The sequence below is a fragment of the Azospirillum sp. B4 genome (assembly GCF_000333275.1).
Lineage (GTDB): Bacteria > Pseudomonadota > Alphaproteobacteria > Azospirillales > Azospirillaceae > Nitrospirillum.
On record NZ_BACU01000231.1, the window covers coordinates 1 to 20,861 of the forward strand.

Annotated in this window: 18 protein-coding genes; 8 read left to right on the forward strand and 10 right to left on the reverse strand. The window is 68.9% G+C overall.

What is annotated here, in order from left to right; genetic code table 11:
- The 9 genes from I55_RS09755 to I55_RS09795 form a co-directional block, all read right to left on the reverse strand.
- Positions 1-856, reverse strand: an 856-nt coding sequence (locus tag I55_RS09755) for a patatin-like phospholipase family protein (RefSeq protein ID WP_199902538.1), incomplete at its 3' end; no start/stop codon positions are given.
- 58 nt (positions 857-914) lie between these two features.
- Positions 915-1,565: a ribulose-phosphate 3-epimerase gene (gene rpe / locus I55_RS09760; RefSeq protein ID WP_044560342.1), complete on the reverse strand. Its 651-nt coding sequence runs from the start codon at positions 1,563-1,565 to the stop codon at positions 915-917.
- Entirely contained in the window at positions 1,562-2,530 is a 969-nt protein-coding gene (gene cbbX, locus I55_RS09765; RefSeq protein ID WP_083900984.1) for a CbbX protein, read from the reverse strand. Before cbbX ends, rpe begins: the two co-directional genes overlap by 4 nt.
- Complete coding sequence (locus I55_RS09770) at positions 2,530-2,949, reverse strand: ribulose bisphosphate carboxylase small subunit (RefSeq protein WP_044560344.1); 420 nt, start codon at positions 2,947-2,949, stop codon at positions 2,530-2,532. The genes cbbX and I55_RS09770 overlap by 1 nt, the downstream gene beginning before the upstream one ends.
- 67 nt (positions 2,950-3,016) lie before the next feature.
- Positions 3,017-4,474, reverse strand: a complete 1,458-nt coding sequence (locus tag I55_RS09775; protein ID WP_044560345.1) for a form I ribulose bisphosphate carboxylase large subunit — start codon at positions 4,472-4,474, stop codon at positions 3,017-3,019.
- A 150-nt stretch (positions 4,475-4,624) separates the two neighbouring features.
- Positions 4,625-5,710 carry a class II fructose-bisphosphate aldolase gene (fba, locus tag I55_RS09780; protein WP_044560346.1) on the reverse strand — a complete coding sequence of 362 codons (1,086 nt, stop codon included), beginning with the start codon at positions 5,708-5,710 and terminating at the stop codon, positions 4,625-4,627.
- Between the two features lie 137 nt (positions 5,711-5,847).
- A complete protein-coding gene (gene tkt, locus I55_RS09785; protein WP_083900985.1) occupies positions 5,848-7,869 on the reverse strand; it encodes a transketolase in 2,022 nt (673 codons plus the stop codon).
- Between the two features lie 28 nt (positions 7,870-7,897).
- Positions 7,898-8,773 (reverse strand): phosphoribulokinase, encoded by an 876-nt coding sequence (locus tag I55_RS09790; protein WP_044560347.1) that lies wholly within the window; start codon positions 8,771-8,773, stop codon positions 7,898-7,900.
- Between the two features lie 19 nt (positions 8,774-8,792).
- Positions 8,793-9,947: a class 1 fructose-1,6-bisphosphatase gene (locus tag I55_RS09795; RefSeq protein ID WP_044560348.1), complete on the reverse strand. Its 1,155-nt coding sequence runs from the start codon at positions 9,945-9,947 to the stop codon at positions 8,793-8,795.
- Between the two features lie 136 nt (positions 9,948-10,083).
- Here I55_RS09795 and I55_RS09800 point away from each other — a divergent pair, with 136 nt between their 5' ends.
- From I55_RS09800 to I55_RS09835, 8 genes are all read left to right on the forward strand, one after another.
- Entirely contained in the window at positions 10,084-11,004 is a 921-nt protein-coding gene (locus I55_RS09800; protein ID WP_044560349.1) for a LysR family transcriptional regulator, read from the forward strand.
- 96 nt (positions 11,005-11,100) lie between these two features.
- Positions 11,101-11,568: a hypothetical protein gene (locus tag I55_RS09805; RefSeq protein ID WP_148293659.1), complete on the forward strand. Its 468-nt coding sequence runs from the start codon at positions 11,101-11,103 to the stop codon at positions 11,566-11,568.
- Between the two features lie 156 nt (positions 11,569-11,724).
- Complete coding sequence (locus tag I55_RS09810; RefSeq protein WP_044560351.1) at positions 11,725-12,420, forward strand: dienelactone hydrolase family protein; 696 nt, start codon at positions 11,725-11,727, stop codon at positions 12,418-12,420.
- A gap of 104 nt (positions 12,421-12,524) precedes the next feature.
- Positions 12,525-12,752 carry a hypothetical protein gene (locus I55_RS09815; RefSeq protein ID WP_044560352.1) on the forward strand — a complete coding sequence of 76 codons (228 nt, stop codon included), beginning with the start codon at positions 12,525-12,527 and terminating at the stop codon, positions 12,750-12,752.
- A gap of 125 nt (positions 12,753-12,877) precedes the next feature.
- Positions 12,878-13,993 (forward strand): helix-turn-helix transcriptional regulator, encoded by a 1,116-nt coding sequence (locus I55_RS09820; protein WP_044560353.1) that lies wholly within the window; start codon positions 12,878-12,880, stop codon positions 13,991-13,993.
- A gap of 193 nt (positions 13,994-14,186) precedes the next feature.
- A complete protein-coding gene (locus tag I55_RS36975; protein ID WP_159107153.1) occupies positions 14,187-15,719 on the forward strand; it encodes a hypothetical protein in 1,533 nt (510 codons plus the stop codon).
- Between the two features lie 44 nt (positions 15,720-15,763).
- The gene (locus tag I55_RS09830; protein WP_083900986.1) at positions 15,764-16,669 is read left to right on the forward strand and encodes a formylglycine-generating enzyme family protein; all 906 of its coding nucleotides are present in this window, start codon (positions 15,764-15,766) and stop codon (positions 16,667-16,669) included.
- 120 nt (positions 16,670-16,789) lie between these two features.
- On the forward strand, positions 16,790-16,993 hold the full coding sequence (locus I55_RS09835; RefSeq protein ID WP_044560355.1) for a DUF982 domain-containing protein: 204 nt from the start codon (positions 16,790-16,792) through the stop codon (positions 16,991-16,993).
- A 90-nt stretch (positions 16,994-17,083) separates the two neighbouring features.
- Here I55_RS09835 and I55_RS09840 read toward each other — a convergent pair whose 3' ends face one another.
- Positions 17,084-20,833, reverse strand: coding sequence for a vitamin B12-dependent ribonucleotide reductase (locus I55_RS09840; RefSeq protein WP_044560356.1), 3,750 nt, complete (start codon positions 20,831-20,833; stop codon positions 17,084-17,086).
- Between the last annotated feature and the right edge of the window lie 28 nt (positions 20,834-20,861).

The window sequence follows — 20,861 nt, forward strand, 5'->3', positions numbered from 1 at the left end:
CCAACAACGACAGATCGCCCAGGGCGCCGCGCATCCCCACTGGTTCCGCCAGATCGGCGGGCGGCTGGCTGGTGTTGGTCACCGGCGCGTGACGGGTGGTGCCGCTGCCCAGGCTCAGTATCTGTAGGCCGGTGGCACCGCCCGGCTGGGCCAGCGCCTCCATCACCGCCAGCATCACTGGGTTGTTGCAGCCGGTCAGCCCGCCGTCCCAGTACAGGCGCCCCTCGCACCGGGCGGGTTCATCGAAAAAGGTCACGGGCGCGGTGCTGCTGGCGCTGATGACCTCCGCCAGCGGGGCTGTGGCGGCCTGCGGTTCCGTCACCGCCGTCGCCATGCCGGCATAGCTGCGGAAGATCACGGCCCGCCGCTGGGCATAATCGAACGCTGGGATGAACACCTTGACCGGCGTGCCGCCGCGCCGCGCCGGGGGCAGGGGCAGGCGGGCCATGGGGCGGGCGGACAGGGCCAGGGGGCGGATCTGGCCGTTTACGGTGGCCGGGATGGGCGGCACCAGGCTTGGGTCGTCCAGCAGGGCGATCAGACCGGCCAGTTTGCCCCGGGTGCTGTATTGAGCCCCTAAGCCCAGGCCGGCGATGACCTGGTCCAGCCCCTCCACCTTCACGAACAGGCTGCCCCGCCGCGTGTCGTCCACGAACAGGTCCAGGATCTGCGCTGGCGTCAGGTTCTTGACCAGCCCACCCAGCACGATGGCCCCGGCGGAGGTGCCGGCCACCAAGTCGAATTCCGCCAGAATGTCGTGGCCCGGCGTGTCGGCGCCGTACAGGTCGCCCAGCACCATGGCCTCCAGCAGCGCCCAGGGGCCGCCGCCGTCCAGCGTCAGGATACGATAGGTCATGTTCCTCCCCCCTTGGCCGCCTGCTTATTCGGCTAGAGGGGTGATAGACTATTGCCACCTATCCGCGCAATGCCCCGATGTTGGCTTGGTAGCGGCTGGCCCCACCCTGGAAGACAGCGGAACCCGCGACCAGCACCTCCGCACCCGCCTGCGTGCAAAGGCGCGCCGTCTCATGGTTCACGCCACCGTCGACCTCGATCTGGATGGGCCGGCGGCCGATCAGGGCGCGCAGGGCCTGGATCTTGGGGATCATGGCGGAGATGAAGGACTGGCCGCCGAAGCCGGGGTTGACCGTCATGACCAGCACCAGGTCCAGCCGGTCCAGGACATAGGCGACAGCGCTCTCCGGCGTGGAGGGGTTCAGCGCCACGCCAGCCTTTTTGCCCAGCGCGCGGATGCGCTCCAGCGTGCGGTCCAGATGGATGGTGGCTTCCGCCTGCACGGTGATGATGTCGGCACCGGCCTCGGCGAAGGCCTCCAGATAGGGATCCACCGGGCTGATCATCAGGTGCACGTCGAAGGTGCGGTCGGTATGGGGGCGCAGGGCCTTCACCACCGCCGGGCCGATGGTGATGTTGGGCACGAAATGGCCGTCCATCACATCGACATGGATATAGTCGGCCCCGGCCGCCGTTATGGCGCGCACCTCTTGGCCCAGGGCGGCGAAGTCGGCGGACAGGATGGACGGGGCGATCAGCGGCTGGGTCATGGCGCTTCCTTCCCTGCCGGGGTGTCCCTTGCCGGCGCGTCCCCTGTCGGCATATCGGCGAACACCCGGCTGGCCAGGATGTCCTCCGCCTCGATCACGGTCAGGTCGTCGACGGACAGGGGGCCGTCGGCGCGCTGGAACAGGCGGCTGGCCTGGCGCAGGCGGGCGCGGTCCAGGGCGTTGCGGATGGATCGGCCGTTGGCGAAGTGCGGTTGGCCTCGGCGCAGGGTGATGTAGCGGGCGAACACCGCCTTGGCCTTGGGGCTGAAGCGATAGTTCATGGTTTCCAGCTGCCGCTCCCCGATCTCCAGCAGCTCTTCCCCGCCATAGTCCGGGAAGTCGATGTGGTGGGCGACGCGGGAGCGGAAGCCGGGATTGGCCTGGAAGAAGCGCTCCATGCGGTCGGCATAGCCGGCCAGGATCACCACCAGGTCGTCGCGCTGGTTCTCCATGACCTGCAGCAGGATCTCGATGGATTCCTGGCCATAGTCGCGCTCATTCTCCGGCCGGTACAGATAGTAGGCCTCGTCGATGAACAGCACGCCGCCGGCGGCGCGCTTCAGCACCTCCTTGGTCTTAGGCGCGGTGTGGCCGATGTACTGGCCCACCAGGTCGTCGCGGGTGACGGTCACCAGGTGCCCGCGCCGGACATAGCCCAGACGGTGCAGGATGGCGGCCATCTTCAGCGCCAGCGTGGTCTTGCCGGTGCCCGGGTTGCCGGTGAAGCTCATGTGCAGGGTGGGTGCCCCCACCGCCAGGCCGAAGCGCTGGCGCGCCCTGTCCACCAGCAGCAGGGCCGCGATCTCGCGCAGCCGCTGCTTGATGGGGGCCAGGCCCACCATCTCCCGGTCCAGCTGGTCGAAGATCTCCGGCAGGCCGGAGGCCTCGAAGTCGGCCTTGAGATCCACCGCGGCCGGGGCCGCGCCGGCGGCCTCCGGTGGCACGGCCATCAGGGGGGCGGGCATCACGCGTACCGCTCCCCTTCCGGCAATTGGGCGGAATAGGCGCGGGTGGTGTAGAGCACGCGCCGGCCCTCGCTCTCCTGGCGTTCCAGGGTGAAGCCGGGCTCGTTGGCCGGCCGGTTGACGATGAAGGACAGGCGCACGCTCTCCCACCCGTGGCTGGCATCGAAGCCGGAGATGCGGATATAGCGGTCGCCATAGACCTTGCGGCAGGCCGTCAGCTCCGTCATCACGCCGGCGGCGTCGCGGATGTCGAACATGGGCAGGCCCCACATGTCCCAATAGGTGTTGCGGGGATGGGGGTCGTCGGTGAACTCGATGTTCACCGCCCAGCCCTGGTCGATGCAGTACTGCACCTGGGCCGTGATCTGCTCGTCCGTCAGGTCGGGCAGGAAGGAGAAGGTTCCCTGGGTGAGGCGCATGGCAAAATCCTCAAGCTTTGATGTGTAAGGCAAGGCCGCGGATGCGGCCGTCCGCCGTTTGAGGGCGTCAACCAGCCACGCTGGCGGTTGGCACGAAATCAGGGGCGTCGGTCGAGGTGTAGTTGAAGGTGACGTCCTTCCAGACGTCCAAGGCCTGGCGCAGCGGCGTGCAGTGGCGGCTGGCGGCGGCCAGGATGTCCGGCCCTTCATGCACGATGTCGCGGCCCTCGTTGCGGGCCAGCACCATGGCCTCCAATGCCACGCGGTTGGCGGTGGCGCCGGCCTGGATGCCCATGGGGTGGCCGATGGTGCCGCCGCCGAATTGCAGCACCACGTCGTCGCCAAACAGGTCCAGCAGCTGGTGCATCTGCCCGGCATGGATGCCGCCCGAGGCCACGGGCAGGGTCTTGCGCAGCGAGGCGAAGGACTGGTCGAAGAAGATGCCGTTCTCCAGCCGCTTGGGCAGGAAATCCTCGCGGCAGATGTCGTAGTAGCCCTTGGTGGTGGCGGGGTCGCCCTCCAGCTTGCCCACCACGGTGCCGGCGTGGATGTGGTCCACGCCCGCCAGGCGCATCCATTTGGCGATGACGCGGAAGGACACGCCGTGACTCTTCTGCCGGGTGTAGGTTGAGTGGCCGGCGCGGTGCAGGTGCAGCACCATGTCGTTGCGCCGTGCCCATTTGGACATGGACTGGATGGCGGTGTAGCCGATGACCAGGTCGATCATGACGACGACCGACCCGATGGACTTGGCGAACTCCGCCCGCTCGTACATGTCCTCCATGGTGGCGGCGGTCACGTTCAGGTAGGTGCCCTTGACCTCGCCCGTCACCGCCTGGGCGCGGTTCACCGCCTCCATGCAGTAAAGGAAGCGGTCGCGCCAGTGCATGAAGGGCTGGGAATTGATGTTCTCGTCATCCTTGGTGAAGTCCAGGCCGCCCTTCAGCGCCTCATAGACCACGCGGCCGTAGTTGCGGCCCGACAGGCCCAGCTTGGGCTTCACCGTGGCGCCCAGCAGGGGGCGGCCGAACTTGTCCAACCGTTCCCGTTCCACAACGATGCCGGTGGGCGGCCCGTCGAAGGTCTTCACATAGGCCACCGGCAGGCGCATGTCCTCCAGCCGCAGGGCCTTTAGCGGCTTGAAGCCGAAGACGTTGCCGATGATGGACGCCGTCAGGTTGGCGATTGATCCGGGCTCGAAAAGATCGATGTCGTAGGCGATGTAGGCGAACCAGCTGTCGGGCGCGCCCGGCACTGGTTCCACCCGGTGCGCCTTGGCCCGGTACTTGTCGCAGGCGGTCAGCCGGTCGGTCCACACCACGGTCCAGGTGGCGGTGGAGGACTCGCCCGCCACGGCGGCGGCGGCCTCGATGGGGTCCACCCCGTCCTGCGGAGTGATGCGGAACACGGCGATGACGTCCGTGTCCTTGGGCTCGTAGTCCGGCTGCCAGTAGCCCATGTCCTGGTACTTCATGACGCCGGCGGCATAGCGGTCGCGCCGTTCCCTCTTATCGATGGCGTTCATATTTATCTCCTCCTCAAGCGCCGGCGGCGCATCCGCGCCTTGGCTATCCTCGATTTCCAGTCCGCCTGCGGCTCCCCGTAAATCTCCGGCGGCCCCTTTCCATGAAAACGCAGAGGGGCGGGGCCTAGGTTTGGCGGGGCGCATGTGGCGTTATTCGGCGGCGACAGGGGTCTTGCCCAGTTGTGGGTCCAAGGTGCCGCTGGCGTAGCGCTTGGCCATGGCGGCCATGGGCAGGGGCTTGATGCGGCTGGCGTTGCCGGCGGCGCCGAATTGTTCGAACCGCTCGCGGCACAGCACCTTCATGGCGTCCATGGCGGGCTTCAGGAACTTGCGCGGGTCGAATTCCGCCGGGTTCTCCGTCGCCGTCTTGCGGAACTGCGCCGCCATGGCCAGGCGGCAGTCGGTGTCGATGTTGATCTTGCGCACGCCATGGCGGATGCCGCGCACGATCTCATCCACCGGCACGCCCCAGGTGCGGGGCATTTGCCCGCCATAGGCGTTGAACAGGTCCTGCAGCTCCTGTGGCACGGAGGAGCTGCCGTGCATGACCAGGTGGGTGCCCGGCAGCCGCTCATGGATGGCTTCCACGACGCGCATGGCCAGGATTTCGCCGTCCGGTTCCCGCGAGAATTTGTAGGCGCCGTGGGAGGTGCCCATGGCGATGGCCAGCGCATCCACCCGCGTGGCGGCCACGAAGTCCAGCGCCTGGTCGGGGTCGGTGCACAGCTGCTCCAGCGATAGGGTGCCTTCGGCGCCGTGGCCGTCCTCCGCCTCGCCCTGGCCCGTCTCCAGGCTGCCCAGCACGCCCAGTTCCCCTTCGACGGAGGCGCCAACCCAGTGCGCCGCCTCCGCCACGCGACGGGTGATGTCGACGTTGTAGTCGTAGGAGGCCGGCGTCTTGGCGTCGGCCATCAGCGATCCGTCCATCATGACGGAGGTGAAGCCGTGCTGCAGGGCCGTCAGGCAGGTGGCCTCGCTGTTGCCGTGGTCCTGGTGCAGGCATAGCGGGATGGTGGGGTACAGGTCCTCCAGCGCGTCGATCATGCGGGCCAGCATGACGTCGCCGGCATAGGACCGGGCGCCCCGGCTGGCCTGCAGGATGACGGGGGCGTCCACCTGCGCGGCGGCCTCCATCACCGCCAGGCCCTGCTCCATGTTGTTGATGTTGAAGGCGGGAACGCCGTAGTCGCGCTCCGCCGCGTGGTCCAGCAGCTGACGCAAGGTGATGCGGGGCATAAGTGTCTCCCTTTTGTGTTCCCTCAATCGCCGGGTGCGGCCATCCGGTCGCTTGGCTTCCTCGATTTCCAGTCCGCTTCGCTCCCCGGAAATCTCCGGCGGACGCGGTCGCGTCCTAGAAAAAGGCGTGGCGCAACTCAGGCCGGGGCGACGCGGGCGCGGACGGCGGCCATGATGGCGTCGACGGTGATGCCGAAATGACGATAGAGGTCGGCGGCGGGGGCGGAGGCGCCGAAGCCCCCCATGCCGATGAAGGCGCCTTGGTCGCCCAGCCAGCGGTCCCAGCCGAAGCGCACCGCCGCCTCCACCCCGATGCGCGGGGCGGTGCCCAGCACGATGGCGCGGTTGGCCGCCGACTGGCGCTCGAACAGTTCCCAGCAGGGCATGGACACCACGGCCACGTTGACACCCTCCCTGGCCAGCCGCTCCGCCGCCTCCACCGCCAGGGCCACTTCCGATCCGGTGGCCAGCAGGGTGGCGTCGCGCGGGCCGGGCGTTTCGCGCAGGATGTAGGCGCCGGCGGCGCTGCGGTTGTCGGACGCCTCGCGCCGCAGGGTGGGCAGGTCCTGGCGCGACAGGCACAGGGCCGAGGGCGTGCCCGGGCTGTTCAGCGCCAGTTCCCAGCACTCCGCCGTTTCCACCGCGTCCGCCGGGCGGAAGACATGCAGGTTGGGCGTGGCGCGCAGCATGGCCAGGTGTTCCACCGGCTGGTGGGTGGGCCCATCCTCGCCCAGGCCGATGCTGTCATGGGTCAGCACGTGGATGACCCGCACGCCCATCAGGGCCGACAGGCGCAAGGCGCCGCGGGCATAGTCGGAAAACACCAGGAAGGTGCCGCCGTAGGGGATGATGCCGCCGTGGACGGCCAGGCCGTTCATCACGGCGGCCATGGCATGCTCGCGGATGCCGTAATGGATGTAACGGCCGCCGTAGTTCCCGGCGTCCAGCACCTCCATCCCCTTGGTCTGGGTCAGGTTGGAATGGGTGAGATCGGCCGATCCGCCCACGGTCAGGTCGGTGGCGGCGTTCACTACCCCCAGCACCAGGTGCGAGACCTTGCGCGTGGCCATCTTGGGCCGTGTCACCACCAACTCCCGGCGATAGGCGGCCAGGGCCTCGGCCATCTCCGGCCCCGGTTCCGTGGCCATCACCCGCTGAAAATCGGTGCGGGAGGGGTGGGCCGCCAGACGCCGTTCCCAAGCCTCCCGATGGGTACGGCCAGCGTTGGCCACGGCGCGCCAGGTGTCCCGGATGTCCTCCGGCACGGTGAAGGGTGGGCTGTCCCAGCCCAGGGCCTCTGCCGCGGCCTGCGCCTCCTCGGCCCCCAGGGGGGCGCCGTGCACGCCGCAGGTGCCGGCCTTGGTGGGGGCGCCATAGCCGATGACGCTGCGGCAGGCGATCAGGGTGGGACGGTCGCTGGCCCGGGCACGGACCAGGGCCGCCTCGATGGCGTCATGGTCATAGGCGTCCACCGTCTCCACCGCCCAGCCGGACGCCTTGAAGCGCGCCGCCTGGTCGGTGCGGGTGGACAGGCGGGTGGGACCATCGATGGAGATGCCGTTGTCATCCCACAGCACCACCAGCCGGGAGAGGTTCAGCTGCCCCGCCAGATCTATGGCCTCCTGGCTGACGCCTTCCATCAGGCAGCCGTCACCGGCGATGACATAGGTGCGGTGGTCCACCAGGGCGTCGCTGAAGCGGGCGTTCAGGTGCCGTTCCGCCAGGGCCATGCCCACGGCGGTGGTGATGCCCTGGCCCAGGGGACCGGTGGTGGTTTCGATGCCGGCGGCATGGCCGTATTCCGGATGGCCGGCGGCCTTGGCGCCCAGCTGGCGGAAGCGTTTCAGCTCCTCCACCGGCATGTCGGCATAGCCCAGCAGATGGTGCAGGGCGTACTGCAGCATGCTGCCGTGGCCAGCTGACAGGACGAAGCGGTCGCGGTCGGGCCAGTCGGGCCGGGCGGGGTCCAGCTTCATCACCCGGGTGAACAGCACGGTGGCGACGTCGGCCATGCCCATGGGCATGCCGGGATGGCCGGACTTCGCCGCCTCCACGCCCGCCACGGCCAGCATGCGCACGGCGTTGGCCATGGTGGCGAGGTCGGGTGCGGTTGCGGCGTCGGTCGCCTCCACCTGGCGCAGGGAAAGGGTGGGGGTCATGGCATGTCCTCTTTCATCCGGGCCTCCTTCAACCGGCGCGGCGCTTGCGGTCGACCAGCTGCAGGATCAGCGGGGTCAGAATCAGCTGCATGGCCAAGTCGAGCTTGCCGCCCGGGATGACGATGGAATTGGCGCGCGACATGAAGCTGCCGGCGATCATCGACAGCAGGTAGGGGAAGTCGATGCCACGCGGGTTGCGGAAGCGGATGACGACGATGGATTCGTCGGGCGTGGGTATCCAGCGGGCGATGAAGGGGTTGGAGGTGTCGACGGTGGGCACCCGCTGGAAATTGATGTCCGTCTGGGTGAACTGCGGGCAGATGTAGCGGACATAGTCCGGCATGCGCCGCAGGATGGTGGTCATGACATCTTCGGTGCTGTAGCCGCGGCTGGTGCGGTCGCGGTGGATCTTCTGGATCCACTCCAGGTTGATCACCGGCACCACGCCGATCTTCAGGTCGGCATGGCCGGCGATGTCGCAGCCATCGGCCACCACCGCGCCGTGCAGGCCCTCATAGAACAGCAGGTCGCTGGGGCCGGGCAGATCCTCCCACGGGGTGAAGGTGCCGGGCGGGCAGCCATAGTGCTCGGCCTCCGCCGCGTCGTGGACATAGTGGCGGGTGCGCCCCGTGCCGTCGTCGCCATAGCGGCGGAACAACTCCTGCAACTCACCGAACAGGTTGGATTCCGGGCCGAAGTGGCTGAAGTGGTGGTCGCCGTCCTTGTCGGCTTGGGCGATGGCCTGCTTCATCTGGGCCCGGTCGTAGCGGTGATAGGCGTCGCCGTCGATGCAGATGGCGTTCACCCCCTCGCGCCGGAAGACCTGCTCGAAAATCTGACGGACCGAGGTGGTGCCGGCGCCCGACGACCCGGTGACCGAGATGATGGGATGGCGGATGGACATGGGATAAGCCCTCCCTCTCTCAGGCGCGCAGCAGGCCGCGCTGGCCGAACAGGGGCGCGCGGTCGGCCAGGATGGGCGGGGCGGCGTGGTGGTCGGCCACCCGCTCCACCTCCGTCTTCGAGCCGAAGACCAGGGCCGTGCGCTCATGCAGGTGGTTGGGTGTCAGATCCAGGATGCGGTTGCGACCGTCGGTGGCGGCACCGCCCGCCTGCTCGATGACGAAGGCGATGGGGTTGGCCTCATAGACCAGGCGCAGGCGGCCGGTGTGGTAACCCGGGCGCTCGTCGGTGGGATAAAGGTAGACCCCGCCCCGGCGCAGGATGCGGAAGGCATCAGCCACCAGGGACGCGATCCATCGCATGTTGTAGTTCTTGGCGCGGGGGCCGTCCGCCCCGGCCAGGCAGTCATCGATATAGCGGCGGATGCTGGGCGCCCAATGCCGCTGGTTGGACGCGTTGATGGCGAATTCCTTGGTTTCCGGCGCCACCGCCACCGCACTCCCCATGCGCACGAATTCCGCCGTGGGCGTGATCGGGGGCGGGGAGGCCCAGCCGCCGCCGCCATGCACCGCCACCACTGGTTCAACCGGACGCTTGTCCAGAATGAAGATCTCGGTGCCTTCGCCCAGGGTCAGCACCAGGGCGGTCTGGGGCCCATAGACCAGGAAGCCGGCGGCCAGTTGCCGATGCCCCGGCTGCAACAAGGCGGCCGCCGGGTCGTTCGCGTCCTCCACGCCCAGGATGGAGAAGATGGTGCCGACCGAGACATTGGTTTCGATGTTGCTGGACCCGTCCAGGGGATCGATGGCCACCGCCAGCGTGCCCGCCGGATCCAGCAGGACCGGGGCGTCGCTCTCCTCCGACCCCACCACCGCGACCGGGGCGCTGGCCAGGCGGTCGACGACGATGTCGTGCGACCGCAGGTCCAGTTCCTTCTGGGTGTCGCCGTTGCTCTCGCCGCGCACGGCCGCCATTTCGCCCGCCAGCGGCCCCATCGCCACCAGGTCGGCGATGGCCAGGCCGGCGTCGGCGATGGCCAGGATGGCGCGGACGACGTCCGCCCGCCGATGAGCTTGCCCACCGGGGGCTTGTCCGTTGTGAGCGGCTGTGCCGCCTTTTCCGTGAGCTGTGCTCCAGGCAACCAGATGCCGGGCCAGAGTCGTGGCGTCCGCCATAATGTCCTCCCGCGATGGGGCGGGGTTTTGTCCCGCGTCGTTGGTTGACCTGGAGTGTGCGGACGATTGCGCCGTTAGAAAATTCGAATAAACTTAGCGTCGTTTTCAGATTTTCTAAAAGCAGTGGGAGGGCCCGGTGCGCAACGTAACGCTGAAGCAGCTGCGCGCCTTGGCGGCGGTGGTGGAAACCGGCTCCGTGACCGGGGCGGCCAAGCGGCTGCACGTGACGCCGCCGGCCGTCACCATGCAGGTGCAAGCGCTGGAGGATCTGCTGGGCGTGCCCCTGCTGGACCGGCTGGGCGAACGCTTCAAGCCGACCGACGCCGGGCGGGAGGTGATCGAGACCGCGCAACGCATCGAGGCGGAGCTGCACAACTGCTCCGCCGCCATGGAGGCGCTGCGCAACCTGTCCGGCGGCCGGGTGGCGGTGGGGGTGGTCAGCACCGCCAAATATTTCGCGCCCTATGCGCTGGGCGCCTTCAAGGCCGAATATCCGCAAATCGAGCTGTCGCTGATGGTGGGCAACCGGGAGGATGTCCTGGCCGCCCTGAAGGCCGACACCATCGACATCGTCATCATGGGCCGTCCGCCCCGCGACCTGGCGGTGGACATGCACGCCATCGGCGACCACCCGCACATCATCATCGCCCCGCCCCACCACCCCCTGGTGGGCCGCCGCCATCTGAAGCTGGCGGAATTCGCGCACGAGACCTTCCTGGTACGCGAGGTCGGGTCCGGCACCCGCATGCTGATGGAATATTTCTTCTCCCAGGCCGACCTGCACCCCCCCATCAACATGGAGGTGGGCAGCAATGAGACGGTGAAGCAGGCAGTGATGGCCGGCCTGGGCCTCTCCTTCATCTCCGCCCACACCATCGCCGCCGAACTGGAAAGCGGCCGCCTGGCGCCCCTGGACGTGGAGGGCCTGCCCATCGTGCGCCAGTGGTTCGTGGCCAAGCGCTCCGACAAGCGCTTGGCCCCGGCGGCAGCCCGGGTGAAGGCCTTCCTGGTGGAACGGGGGCGGGAATTCCTGCCCAACGTGAAACCCATCGCGTGATTCCCCCAAAGGGTTAATGCGGCGGAAGAGGTGGCAGGGCATGCTTCCAGGCGGATCTTCTACCAGGACAGGCAAATCCAAGGATCGGTCCGCCCCATGAAAGCCCCCGCCCAAGCCCTCGCCGTGGCCGCCGCCCTGCTCGCCACCACCGCCCAGGCCGCGCCCCGCCGCAGCATTCCCCTGGTCTGCCCCTACCAGCCGGTGGAGCCGGCATCCGGCAAGCTTCATGCCGACGTCCTGATCCTGGATCTGGGGCCGACGGCAGGGGGCGAGGGCAAGGCCTGGAAGGGGCCGCTGACCATCGCCCAGCGGGACGGCACCACCTGCACCGCCGATGCCGCCCTGGCGCCCATCGAGGGCACGCTGTACAGCGACGGCCAGCACCTGCTGGTGACGACCTCCGCCGGCGGCGGCGGGCGCAGGCTGGTGGTGCTCAGCACCACCTCCTGCCAGCCCCTGTGGAAAAGCGGGACCTTCACCGGCCAAGTGCGCCTGAGGGACGGCATATTGTACACCGGCAAGACCGGCACCAAGCTGAACCCGGACTGCCTGCCCCAGCCCTGATTTCCGCTATCACCGCCGGCCCACGGCCCACGCCGTTGGCCAGCGGGGCGAAGACCGCACGATCCTTCAAATCCAGGTAAAGGGCTCAAGATCCGTCCCCATGGTCGGTGCAGGATGCCGGCCGTTCCCCTCCGGCACCAACCGACAGGCCCGCAAATGACCGACGCGATCACCATCACCGTGCCCGATGGCACCTTCCAGGCCTATGTCGCCCGCCCCGCCGCCGTGCCGGCCCCGGCCGTCGTCGTGCTGCATGAGGTGTTCGGCGTGAACGCCGACATCCGGCAGACCTGTGACGAGCTGGCGGCCCAGGGCTTCCTGGCCGTGGCGCCCGATCTGTTCTGGCGGCAGGAGCCTGGCGTTGACCTGCGGGTGGACACCGAAGAGGACTGGCAGCATGGGTTGCGGCTGTACCTGGCCTTCGATCGCGACGCCGGCGCCCGCGACATCGCCGCCGTGGTTCGCACCGTGGCCGGCCTGCCTGACGCCACCGGCAAGGTCGGAGTCCAGGGCTATTGCCTGGGCGGCCTCATGGCCTTCCTCACCGCCGCCCGTTCTTCCGTCGACGCCGCCGTCGCCTACCATGGCGGTGACACCGAGAAGTATCTGGGTGAGGTGGACGGCCTGACTGCGCCCTTGCTGGTGCATCTGGCGGGGGAGGATGAGTACATTCCCCAGGCCGCCATGGCGCAGATCACGGCGGCGCTGGCGGCCAAGCCCAACGCGACCGTCCATAGCTATGCCGGTCAGAACCACGCCTTCTCCCGCCATGGCGGCGCCCACTATGACGCCGCGGCGGCCAGCCTGGCCAACGGCCGGACGCTGGATTTCCTGAAGCGGCACCTTGCGTGAGGGGCCGTGCCGGTGACGGGCCCCGGGGGTGAAATGGCGCTGGTGGAAGGCGGCCCCCTTGGGCGATGATCCCCGGGAAATAGTGTTGGGAGCCCGTAGCGCCGATGATCGATCAAAACGGCCAGCCTGTCCGCAAGACCGCCCTCAAGACCTACCTTGAGACGTACAACGCCGGCGTGCGCGGCTCCAAGGAGTTCGGCGGCCTGCCGCGCGCCCTGGTGATCATCTGCGACGGGTTGGTGACGGGCAAGACCACCTACGTCAAATGCGTGGATGGCCAGGTGCAGCTGTCCCGCCGCAAGGACGGCTCGGTGGTTGGTGGCGGGCTGTAGGCCACCCGCGTCCGCCCATTTTCCTTGGCCGGCCCTTTCCTCTTGGTGGAGGGTGGGTTCGCCCGTACTCTTACCCCGGTAGGTATCTGGGGTGGGGCCTGGATGATGACGGCGTCCTTTATCGCATGATCAGGGGCCAGCGGCATTGGCTGGATCTGGCGGACAGCGTTCACAACGCGGCGCTGGACGGCAGTTGGACCGCCGCGCTTGCGGCCCTGGCGGACGCCTGCGGTGGCGGCAGGGGTCAACTGATCGGCATCGGCGCCGACCGCGCCGTTCCCTTCAATTGGGTAACCGAGTTCGACGCGGGCGCCGTCGAGGAGTTCATCGCCATCGACGGCGCCAATCCCGCGCTCAACCCCCGCGTCAAGGTCGGCCTGGCCGCCCCCATCATGCAGGCGTGGCACGACGCGCAACTGGAATCGGACCAGGCGCTTCGGGACTTCCCCGTGATCGCCGACTTCGCGCGACGGTATGGTATCGGCTGCGGCAGCCAGGTCACCCTGGTGCGCCAACCCGGCATGCTGATCGGCCTGGCGGTGCTGCGGCCGCAGGCGTTGGGCATGCCCAGCCGCAAGGACCGCCAGGCCTTCGAACGCCTGGGGCTACTGGTCCGCCAGGCGGTCCTGGCGCAGATGGCGCTGGAGGGACAGGCCGCGACGCTGATGTCCGCCGCCTTGGAGGCCGTGGACCTTGCCGCCTTCGTCTGTGAGGCCGGTGGCCGGGTCGGCGCCATGACGGCGGCGGCCGAGGCGCTGCTGTCCGGTGGACCCTTGCGCCTGACCAACGGTCGATTGAGCGCGACTTTGGCCGTCGAGGCGCGCGAATTGGAAGAGGCGATGGCCGCCGCCATGGCCGGTCGCGACATGCCGGACCGGCCCCTGCTGCGCACCGTGGCCCTGGGCCGGGCCGGGGCCGCCGCCGGGGTGCGCCTGGCCGACGTGATCGCCCTGCCGCGCCGCGACCACGCCTTCGGATTTCAGCCGGCGGCGCTGGTGGTCATCCGGGGGGCCGATCGCGACACCCCCGCTTTCGCGCGCATGCTGACCCAGGTTTTCGGCCTGACCCCGGCGGAGGCCGACATCGCCATCGCCCTGGCGGAAGGCCAGACGCGCGACATCATCGCCGAGCGGCGCGGCGCCACGGTGGAAACGGTGCGCGGGCAGATCAAGAGCGTGTTCTCCAAGCTGGATGTCCGCCGGGAACTGCAGCTGGCCGCCCGCCTGGGGCGCTTGCGATAATGCGATCATCCCCCGGCCGGGGGATGCGCCACCGTCGCCGATGCGGCTAACTGTCACAGGGCTGGCGGCTTGGCGGGGCGTGGTGATGCGGGGACGGGGTGGCGGTGGCGGCCGGACGCTGGGGACGCGGCTTTTTCGAATTGTGGTCCTGAGCGGCGGCCTTTTATCCAGCGCGCATGTGCACGCGCAGGTCATGGCATCGCCTGCCCCGGTCACGATGGGGCAGGAATTGGGCGGCAGTCTCGCGGACGACAGCGCCCGACTGGCCGACGGCGGCGTCTATGACTGCTACGCCCTCAACACCAAGCCCAGGGACCAGGTGACGGTCACCTTGCACGCCGCCGGGTTCGCCGGGCACCTGTGGCTGGCCCGGGGGGCCTTATGTTCCGCCGCCGCCATCCAGGCGGAGGGGCAGGCCGGTGCGGACGGCGCCGCCCTCACCTTCACGGCGGCGGGCGGCCGCTATCTCATCCTGGCGGGCAGCGCCACGGGTGACGCGCGCGGCGCCTACACCCTGACCATCGCCGGCCAGGCTGCCACCCAGGTGGCGAGTGCCGAGGACCCGGCCGATGCCGCCGCCGCCCGGCGGGCGCTCATGGACCAGCAGGTGACGCAATTCCGCGCGGATGAGGCGGCGGCCGCAGCGGCGCGGCAGGCGGCGGAAGAGGCCCGCCAGGCGGAATTGGCGGCCCGCCGCGCCGAGGAGGAGGCGGAGGACGACGACGATGACGGCCTCGCCCTCTTCGGCGCCCTGGTCGGGGCCGCAGCCAACGCCTATGCCGACGCCGCCGCCCAGCAGCGGGCGGAGTCGGCGCGCCTGTCGGCTCTTCAGGCGCAGGCCCACGCGGCGGAGGCCCGGCGGCGGGCCGATGCCCAGCGCGACGCGCAGCAGCAGGCCGCCCGCACGGCACAGCAGCAGCAGGCGGGCTATTCGGCGCTGGCCAGGCAGTTGGCCGAGGCTAACGCCTACCGTGAGCGCCAGATGGCCACCACGACGAACGAGGCGGAGCGCCAGCGCCTGGCCCAGCAGAACGCCCAGGCGTTGCAGGCCGCGCGTCAGATCGGCCGTGAAGCCGAGGTGCGGCAACAGACACAGGCCATGATGACCGGTCGCCCGCCGCAGGCGGAGGCGCCGGCCCAACCCCACGCGCCGATGGCCCCTGTGACACCCCTTCCGCCCACCCCGAAGCCCGGCCCCCAAGGACCCGCGCCCATGGTGGAATCGCGGCAGGCCCCGCCCACCCTGGTACCGCCGCAGCGGGTGGCCGATGCACGCCCGGCGCCCGAACCGGTCAAGCCGAAGGAGGTCGCGGCCGCCAAGCCGGACCCCAAACCCAGCGTTCCCGCCCAGCGGGCGCCCGCCCCGGCGATCGGCACCCTGACCAAGGACTGGTTCGGCTGGGTCGCCTACGGCTCCCACAACGGGGTGGAGTTCTACTGGCGGGCCAAGCTGGACGGCGGCAACGGCATCCGGGTGCAGTGGCGCTGCGTGAACACCACCTCGGTCCGCATGACGTGTGGCATCGGGGGCGGCAGCAGCGGCGACAAGGTCTACCGCTGCTATCACGGCGCTGGCGCCGAAAGCCCGGGCGGCGCCATCGGCGAATCGTCCGACGTCGGACCCGGCCGCGACTACGTCTTCATCGGGGACGCCAGCGTCTGCCGGGACAAGACAGCCACCTTCGTGGTGCCGGACACCGGCTTCGCCGCCGGTCCGGCGCTGTGACGGCGCGGACAGTCAAATCAACCGATTCAGTCAGGGGATGGGGTATGAAGATAAGGGCCTTGTGCATCCCGGTGGTGGCTGCGGCCATGGCGTTTGCCGGGCTGACCGCCTGCGCCGATTTCGATGATTACGATGTACCGGCCCCGGTGGTGGAGGCCCCGCCCACGATCCCCGTGGCGCCCGGTACCGCCTCCACCGGGACCGGTGCGCCAGCGGGCGCCTACAAGGCGGGACAGACCCTCCAGGATTGCCCGGACTGCCCGGTGATGGTGGTGCTGCCGGCCGGCGGCTTCACCATGGGTTCCCCCGCCACGGAGGATGGACGGACCGCCGACGAGGGGCCGGCCCATCGCGTCGGTTTCGCGCGGCCCTTTGCCATGGCGCGGGACGAGGTCACCTTCGACCAATACCTGCCCTGCGTGAAGGAGGGGGCCTGCACCGGCAGCAAGGGCGACATGGGGTGGGGCATGGGCCTCCGGCCCGTCATCAACGTCAGCTTCTATGAGGCGCAGCGCTATGTGCTGTGGTTGTCGCGCAAGACCGGCCACGCCTATTTTCTGCCGTCGGAAGCGGAATGGGAATACGCCGCCCGCGCCGGGACGCAGACGCCTTGGAACACCGGTGATGCCATATTGACCGACGACGCCAACATCCTGAACCAGTTCCAGAAGACGGTGCCGGTGGGCAGCTACCCGCCCAACGCCTTCGGCCTTCATGACATGCACGGCAATGTCGGCGAGTGGGTGCAGGATTGCATGGACGCCGGCTACCTAGGCGTGCCCGCCAATGGTGGCGCCAACCTGTCAGGCGACTGCGTCAACCGGCGCCTCGTCCGCGGCGGCTCTTTCGCAGTCGAGCCGCGTCTCGCCCGTTCCGCCAAGCGGATGGTGGCGCCATCGATGGGGTATGCCCCGACCATCGGCTTTCGCGTGACCCGCGCGCTGGACTGAAGGAGGAACCCCCCGGTGGCTTGTCGGTTGACGCTGGCCTCAGCTGAGGAGACGGTTCCATGCGCACCTTCACCCCCGTCGAGATTTTGGAAGGCGCCGTCCGGCGCGCCATCACCAGCGGTGGATGAGGCGGCAAACTGCCTCATCCACCGCTGGCCGGAAGGCAGCCTGAACGACCCCGCGCGCCAGGCCGCCACCGCCGCCTGTCTGGCGGCGGTGGATGGATCCGGCGACACCGATGCCGCGCGGCAGGCCTTCGTCACCGTTGCGGAGGCGGCGCCGATCTTGGCGGCCCGCCGGGTCGACGGGCCGATGGCCTCCTGAGGCGCGCCTGTCCGGTATGAAAAAGCCCGCCGCAGGGACGCTGCGGCGGGCTTGGATGTTACGACGGCTTTGTGTAAAGCGCCCGCCCGCTCAGCTGCAGCCGGTGGTGCTGCCGCAGGTGTCGCACTTCAGGCAGGTGCCGTTGCGCACCAGGGTCATGTTCTGGCACTCGGGGCAGGGATCGCCTTCATAGCCCTTGGCGCGGGCTTCCTTGACGCGTTCCCAGCGGGCGTCGCCGCCGCCGGAAACGGCGCCGCCGTAGCTGGTGCCGGTCACCACCTTTTCCGCGCGGGTCATGGTGGAGTAGGCCTGGGGCGCGCCGTGGGTGCCGGTGGCCACGTGGGTTTCCACGCTGGTGGTGGTGGCCGTCTGGAAGGCGGCGACGGCGCGGCCGGCCTGGCCGCCGGGCAGGACCCGCAGGTTGGGCAGGTTGTTGCGGACATAGCCGGTGGAGGTGATGCGCGCCACGGCGTTCATCGTCTGCTCCGCCACCTCGGCCGCGTGCGGCGGCAGATCGCTTTCCTTCACGCCGCCGCCCATGGTGTCGGGCAGGATGTCCTCCGGCGTGGCGTGGGCCAGGTCGGTGCGCGACAGGTAGCTGATGGCCAGCTCGCGGAACACATAGTCCAGGATGGAGGTCGCCATCTTGATGGCGTCGTTGCCCTGCACCATGCCGGCGGGCTCGAAACGGGTGAAGGTGAAGGCCTCCACATACTCCTCCAGCGGCACGCCGTACTGCAGGCCCAGGCTGACGGCGATGGCGAAGTTGTTCATCAGCGAGCGGAAGGCGGCGCCCTCCTTGTGCATGTCGATGAAGATTTCGCCCAGCTTGCCGTCCTCGTACTCGCCGGTGCGCAGGTAGACCTTGTGGCCGCCGACGTTGGCCTTCTGGGTGTAGCCCTTGCGGCGGTGGGGCAGGCGGTCGCGCTGGGCGCGCACCACCTTCTCCACCACCTTTTCCACGATGCGCTCCGTCACCACCTCCACGCGGACGGCGGCGGGCGCTTCCAGCACCTTGTCCAGCGTGGTCTCGGCGATGACGTCGTCGTCATCGTCCTCCAGCACCTGGGCGTTCAGCGGCTGGGACAGCTTGCTGCCGTCGCGGTAGAGCGCGTTGGCCTTCAGGCCCAGGCTCCACGACAGCATATAGGCGTCCTTGCACGCCTCCACCGTGGCATGGTTGGGCATGTTGATGGTCTTGGAGATGGCGCCAGAGATGAAGGGCTGGGACGCCGCCATCATGCGGATGTGGCTTTCCGCCGACAGGTAACGGGTGCCGATCTTGCCGCAGGGGCTGGCGCAATCGAACACCGGCAGATGCTCAGCCTTCAGGCCCGGCGCGCCCTCCAGGGTCATGGCGCCGCAGCAGTGGACGTTGGCGGCCTCGATCTCGGCCTTGGTGAATCCCAGGTGGGCCAGCAGGTCGAAGCCGAATTCCTCCAGCTTGTGCGCCGGCACGCCCAGGGCCCCGGTCAGGAAATCGGCGCCCAGCGTCCATTTGTTGAAGGCGAACTTGATGTCGAAGGCGTTGGCCAGGCCGGCTTCCAGCTTCTCCAGCTGTTCGGGCCCGAAGCCCTTGGCGGCCAGCCGCTCATGGTTCACCCCCGGCGCGCCCTTCAGCGTGCCGTGGCCCACGGCGTACCGCTCGATGCGGGCCACGTCCGTGGCGGAATAGCCCAGGCGGGCCAGCGCCTCCGGCACCACGCGGTTGATGATCTTGAAATAGCCGCCGCCGGCCAGCTTCTTGAACTTCACCAGGGCGAAGTCCGGCTCGATGCCGGTGGTGTCGCAGTCCATGACCAGGCCGATGGTGCCGGTGGGGGCGACCACGGTGGCCTGGGCGTTGCGGTAGCCGTGCTTCTGGCCCAGCTCCAGCGCCTCATCCCAGGCGCGGCGGGCGGCCACGATCAGGCGCTGGTCGGGGCAATCCTGGGCATCCAGCGGGACGGGCGTGACCGACAGGCCCTCGTACCCTTCGCCGGCGCCGTAAGCCGCGCGGCGGTGGTTGCGGATGACGCGCAGCATGGCGGTGGCGTTGGGGGCATAGCCGGGGAAGGTGCCCAGCTCGCCCGCCATCTCCGCGGAGGTGGCGTAGGCGACACCGGTCATCTGCGCGCTGATGGCGCCGCAGATGGCCCGGCCCTCGGCGCTGTCATAGGGGATGCCCGCGGCCATCAGCAGGCCGCCGAGATTGGCGAAGCCCAGGCCCAGGGTGCGGTACTCATACGACAGGCGCGCGATCTCCTTGGACGGGAACTGCGCCATCAGGACGGAGATTTCCAGCGCGATGGTCCACAGCCGGCAGGCGTGGGCGAAGGCGTCGGTGTCGAACGAGCCGTCGGCCCGGCGGAATTCCATCAGGTTCAGGGACGCCAGGTTGCAGGCGGTGTCGTCCAGGAACATGTATTCCGAGCAGGGGTTGGACGCGTTGATGCGGCCGGACTCGGGGCAGGTGTGCCAGTCGTTGATGGTGGTGTCGTACTGCACGCCGGGATCGGCCGACTGCCAGGCGGCGTGGCCGATCTTGTCCCACAGGTCGCGGGCCTTCAGCGTCTTGGCCACCTTGCCGTCGGTGCGGCGGATCAGGTGCCAGTCGGCATCCTCCCGCACCGCGCGGATGAAGCTGTCGGGCACGCGGACGGAGTTGTTGGAGTTCTGGCCGGAAACGGTCAGGTAGGCGCTGGAATCCCAGTCCGTGTCATAGGTCTGGAACTCCATCTCCGTATAGCCCTGGCCGGCGAACTGGATGACCCGCTGGATGTAGTTTTCCGGGATCATGACCTTGCGGGCGTCGATGATGGCCCGCTTCAGCGCCTTGTTCTTCGTCGGGTCCAGGCGGTCGGCGTCGGGGCCCATGCCTTCGGTCGCCGCCGCCATGATGGCGTTCAGGTGCTTGTTGGCCAGCTTGGAACCGGCCACCAGGGCGCAGACCTTCTGTTCCTCAACCACCTTCCAGTCGATGTAGGCCTCGATGTCCGGATGGTCCAGGTCCACCGTCACCATCTTGGCGGCGCGGCGTGTGGTACCGCCGGACTTGATGGCGCCGGCGGCGCGGTCGCCGATCTTCAGGAAGCTCATCAGGCCGGAGGACTTGCCGCCGCCGGCCAGCCGCTCGCCATCGCCGCGCAGGCGGGAGAAGTTGGAACCGGTGCCGGAGCCGTACTTGAACAGACGGGCCTCGCGCACCCACAGGTCCATAATCCCGCCCTCGTTCACCAGGTCGTCGGCGACGGACTGGATGAAGCAGGCGTGCGGCTGCGGATGTTCATAGGCACTCTGGCTGGCCACCAGCTCGCCGGTCTTGAAGTCGACATAGTGATGGCCCTGGGCCGGGCCGTCGATGCCATAGGCCCAGTGCAGGCCGGTGTTGAACCACTGCGGGCTGTTGGGCGCCGCCATCTGGCGGGCCAGCATGTGGCGCATCTCGTCAAAGTAGGCGCTGGCGTCGGCCTCACCGTCGAAATAGCCGCCCTTCCAACCCCAATAGGCCCAGGTGCCGGCCAGGCGGTCGAACACCTGCCGGGCGGAGGTCTCGCCACCCACCCGCGCCTTTTCCGGCACGTCGGCCAGCGCGTCGCTGTCGGCCACCTGGCGCCACAGGAAGGAGGGGACGTCGTTCTCCTCCACCTTCTTCAGGCGGGCGGGCACGCCGGCGCGGCGGAAATACTTCTGGGCCAGGATGTCGCAGGCCACCTGGCTCCAGTCCGCCGGAACCTGGATGTCCTTGGCCTGGAACACGATGGAGCCATCGGGATTACGGATCTCGCTGGTGGCCGTTCGGAAGGCGATGCCCTCGTAAGCGTCCTGCCCCTCGACCGTGAATCGTCTTTCGATGCGCATGGTGCCCCGACCCTCGAGTTTCCTGGTT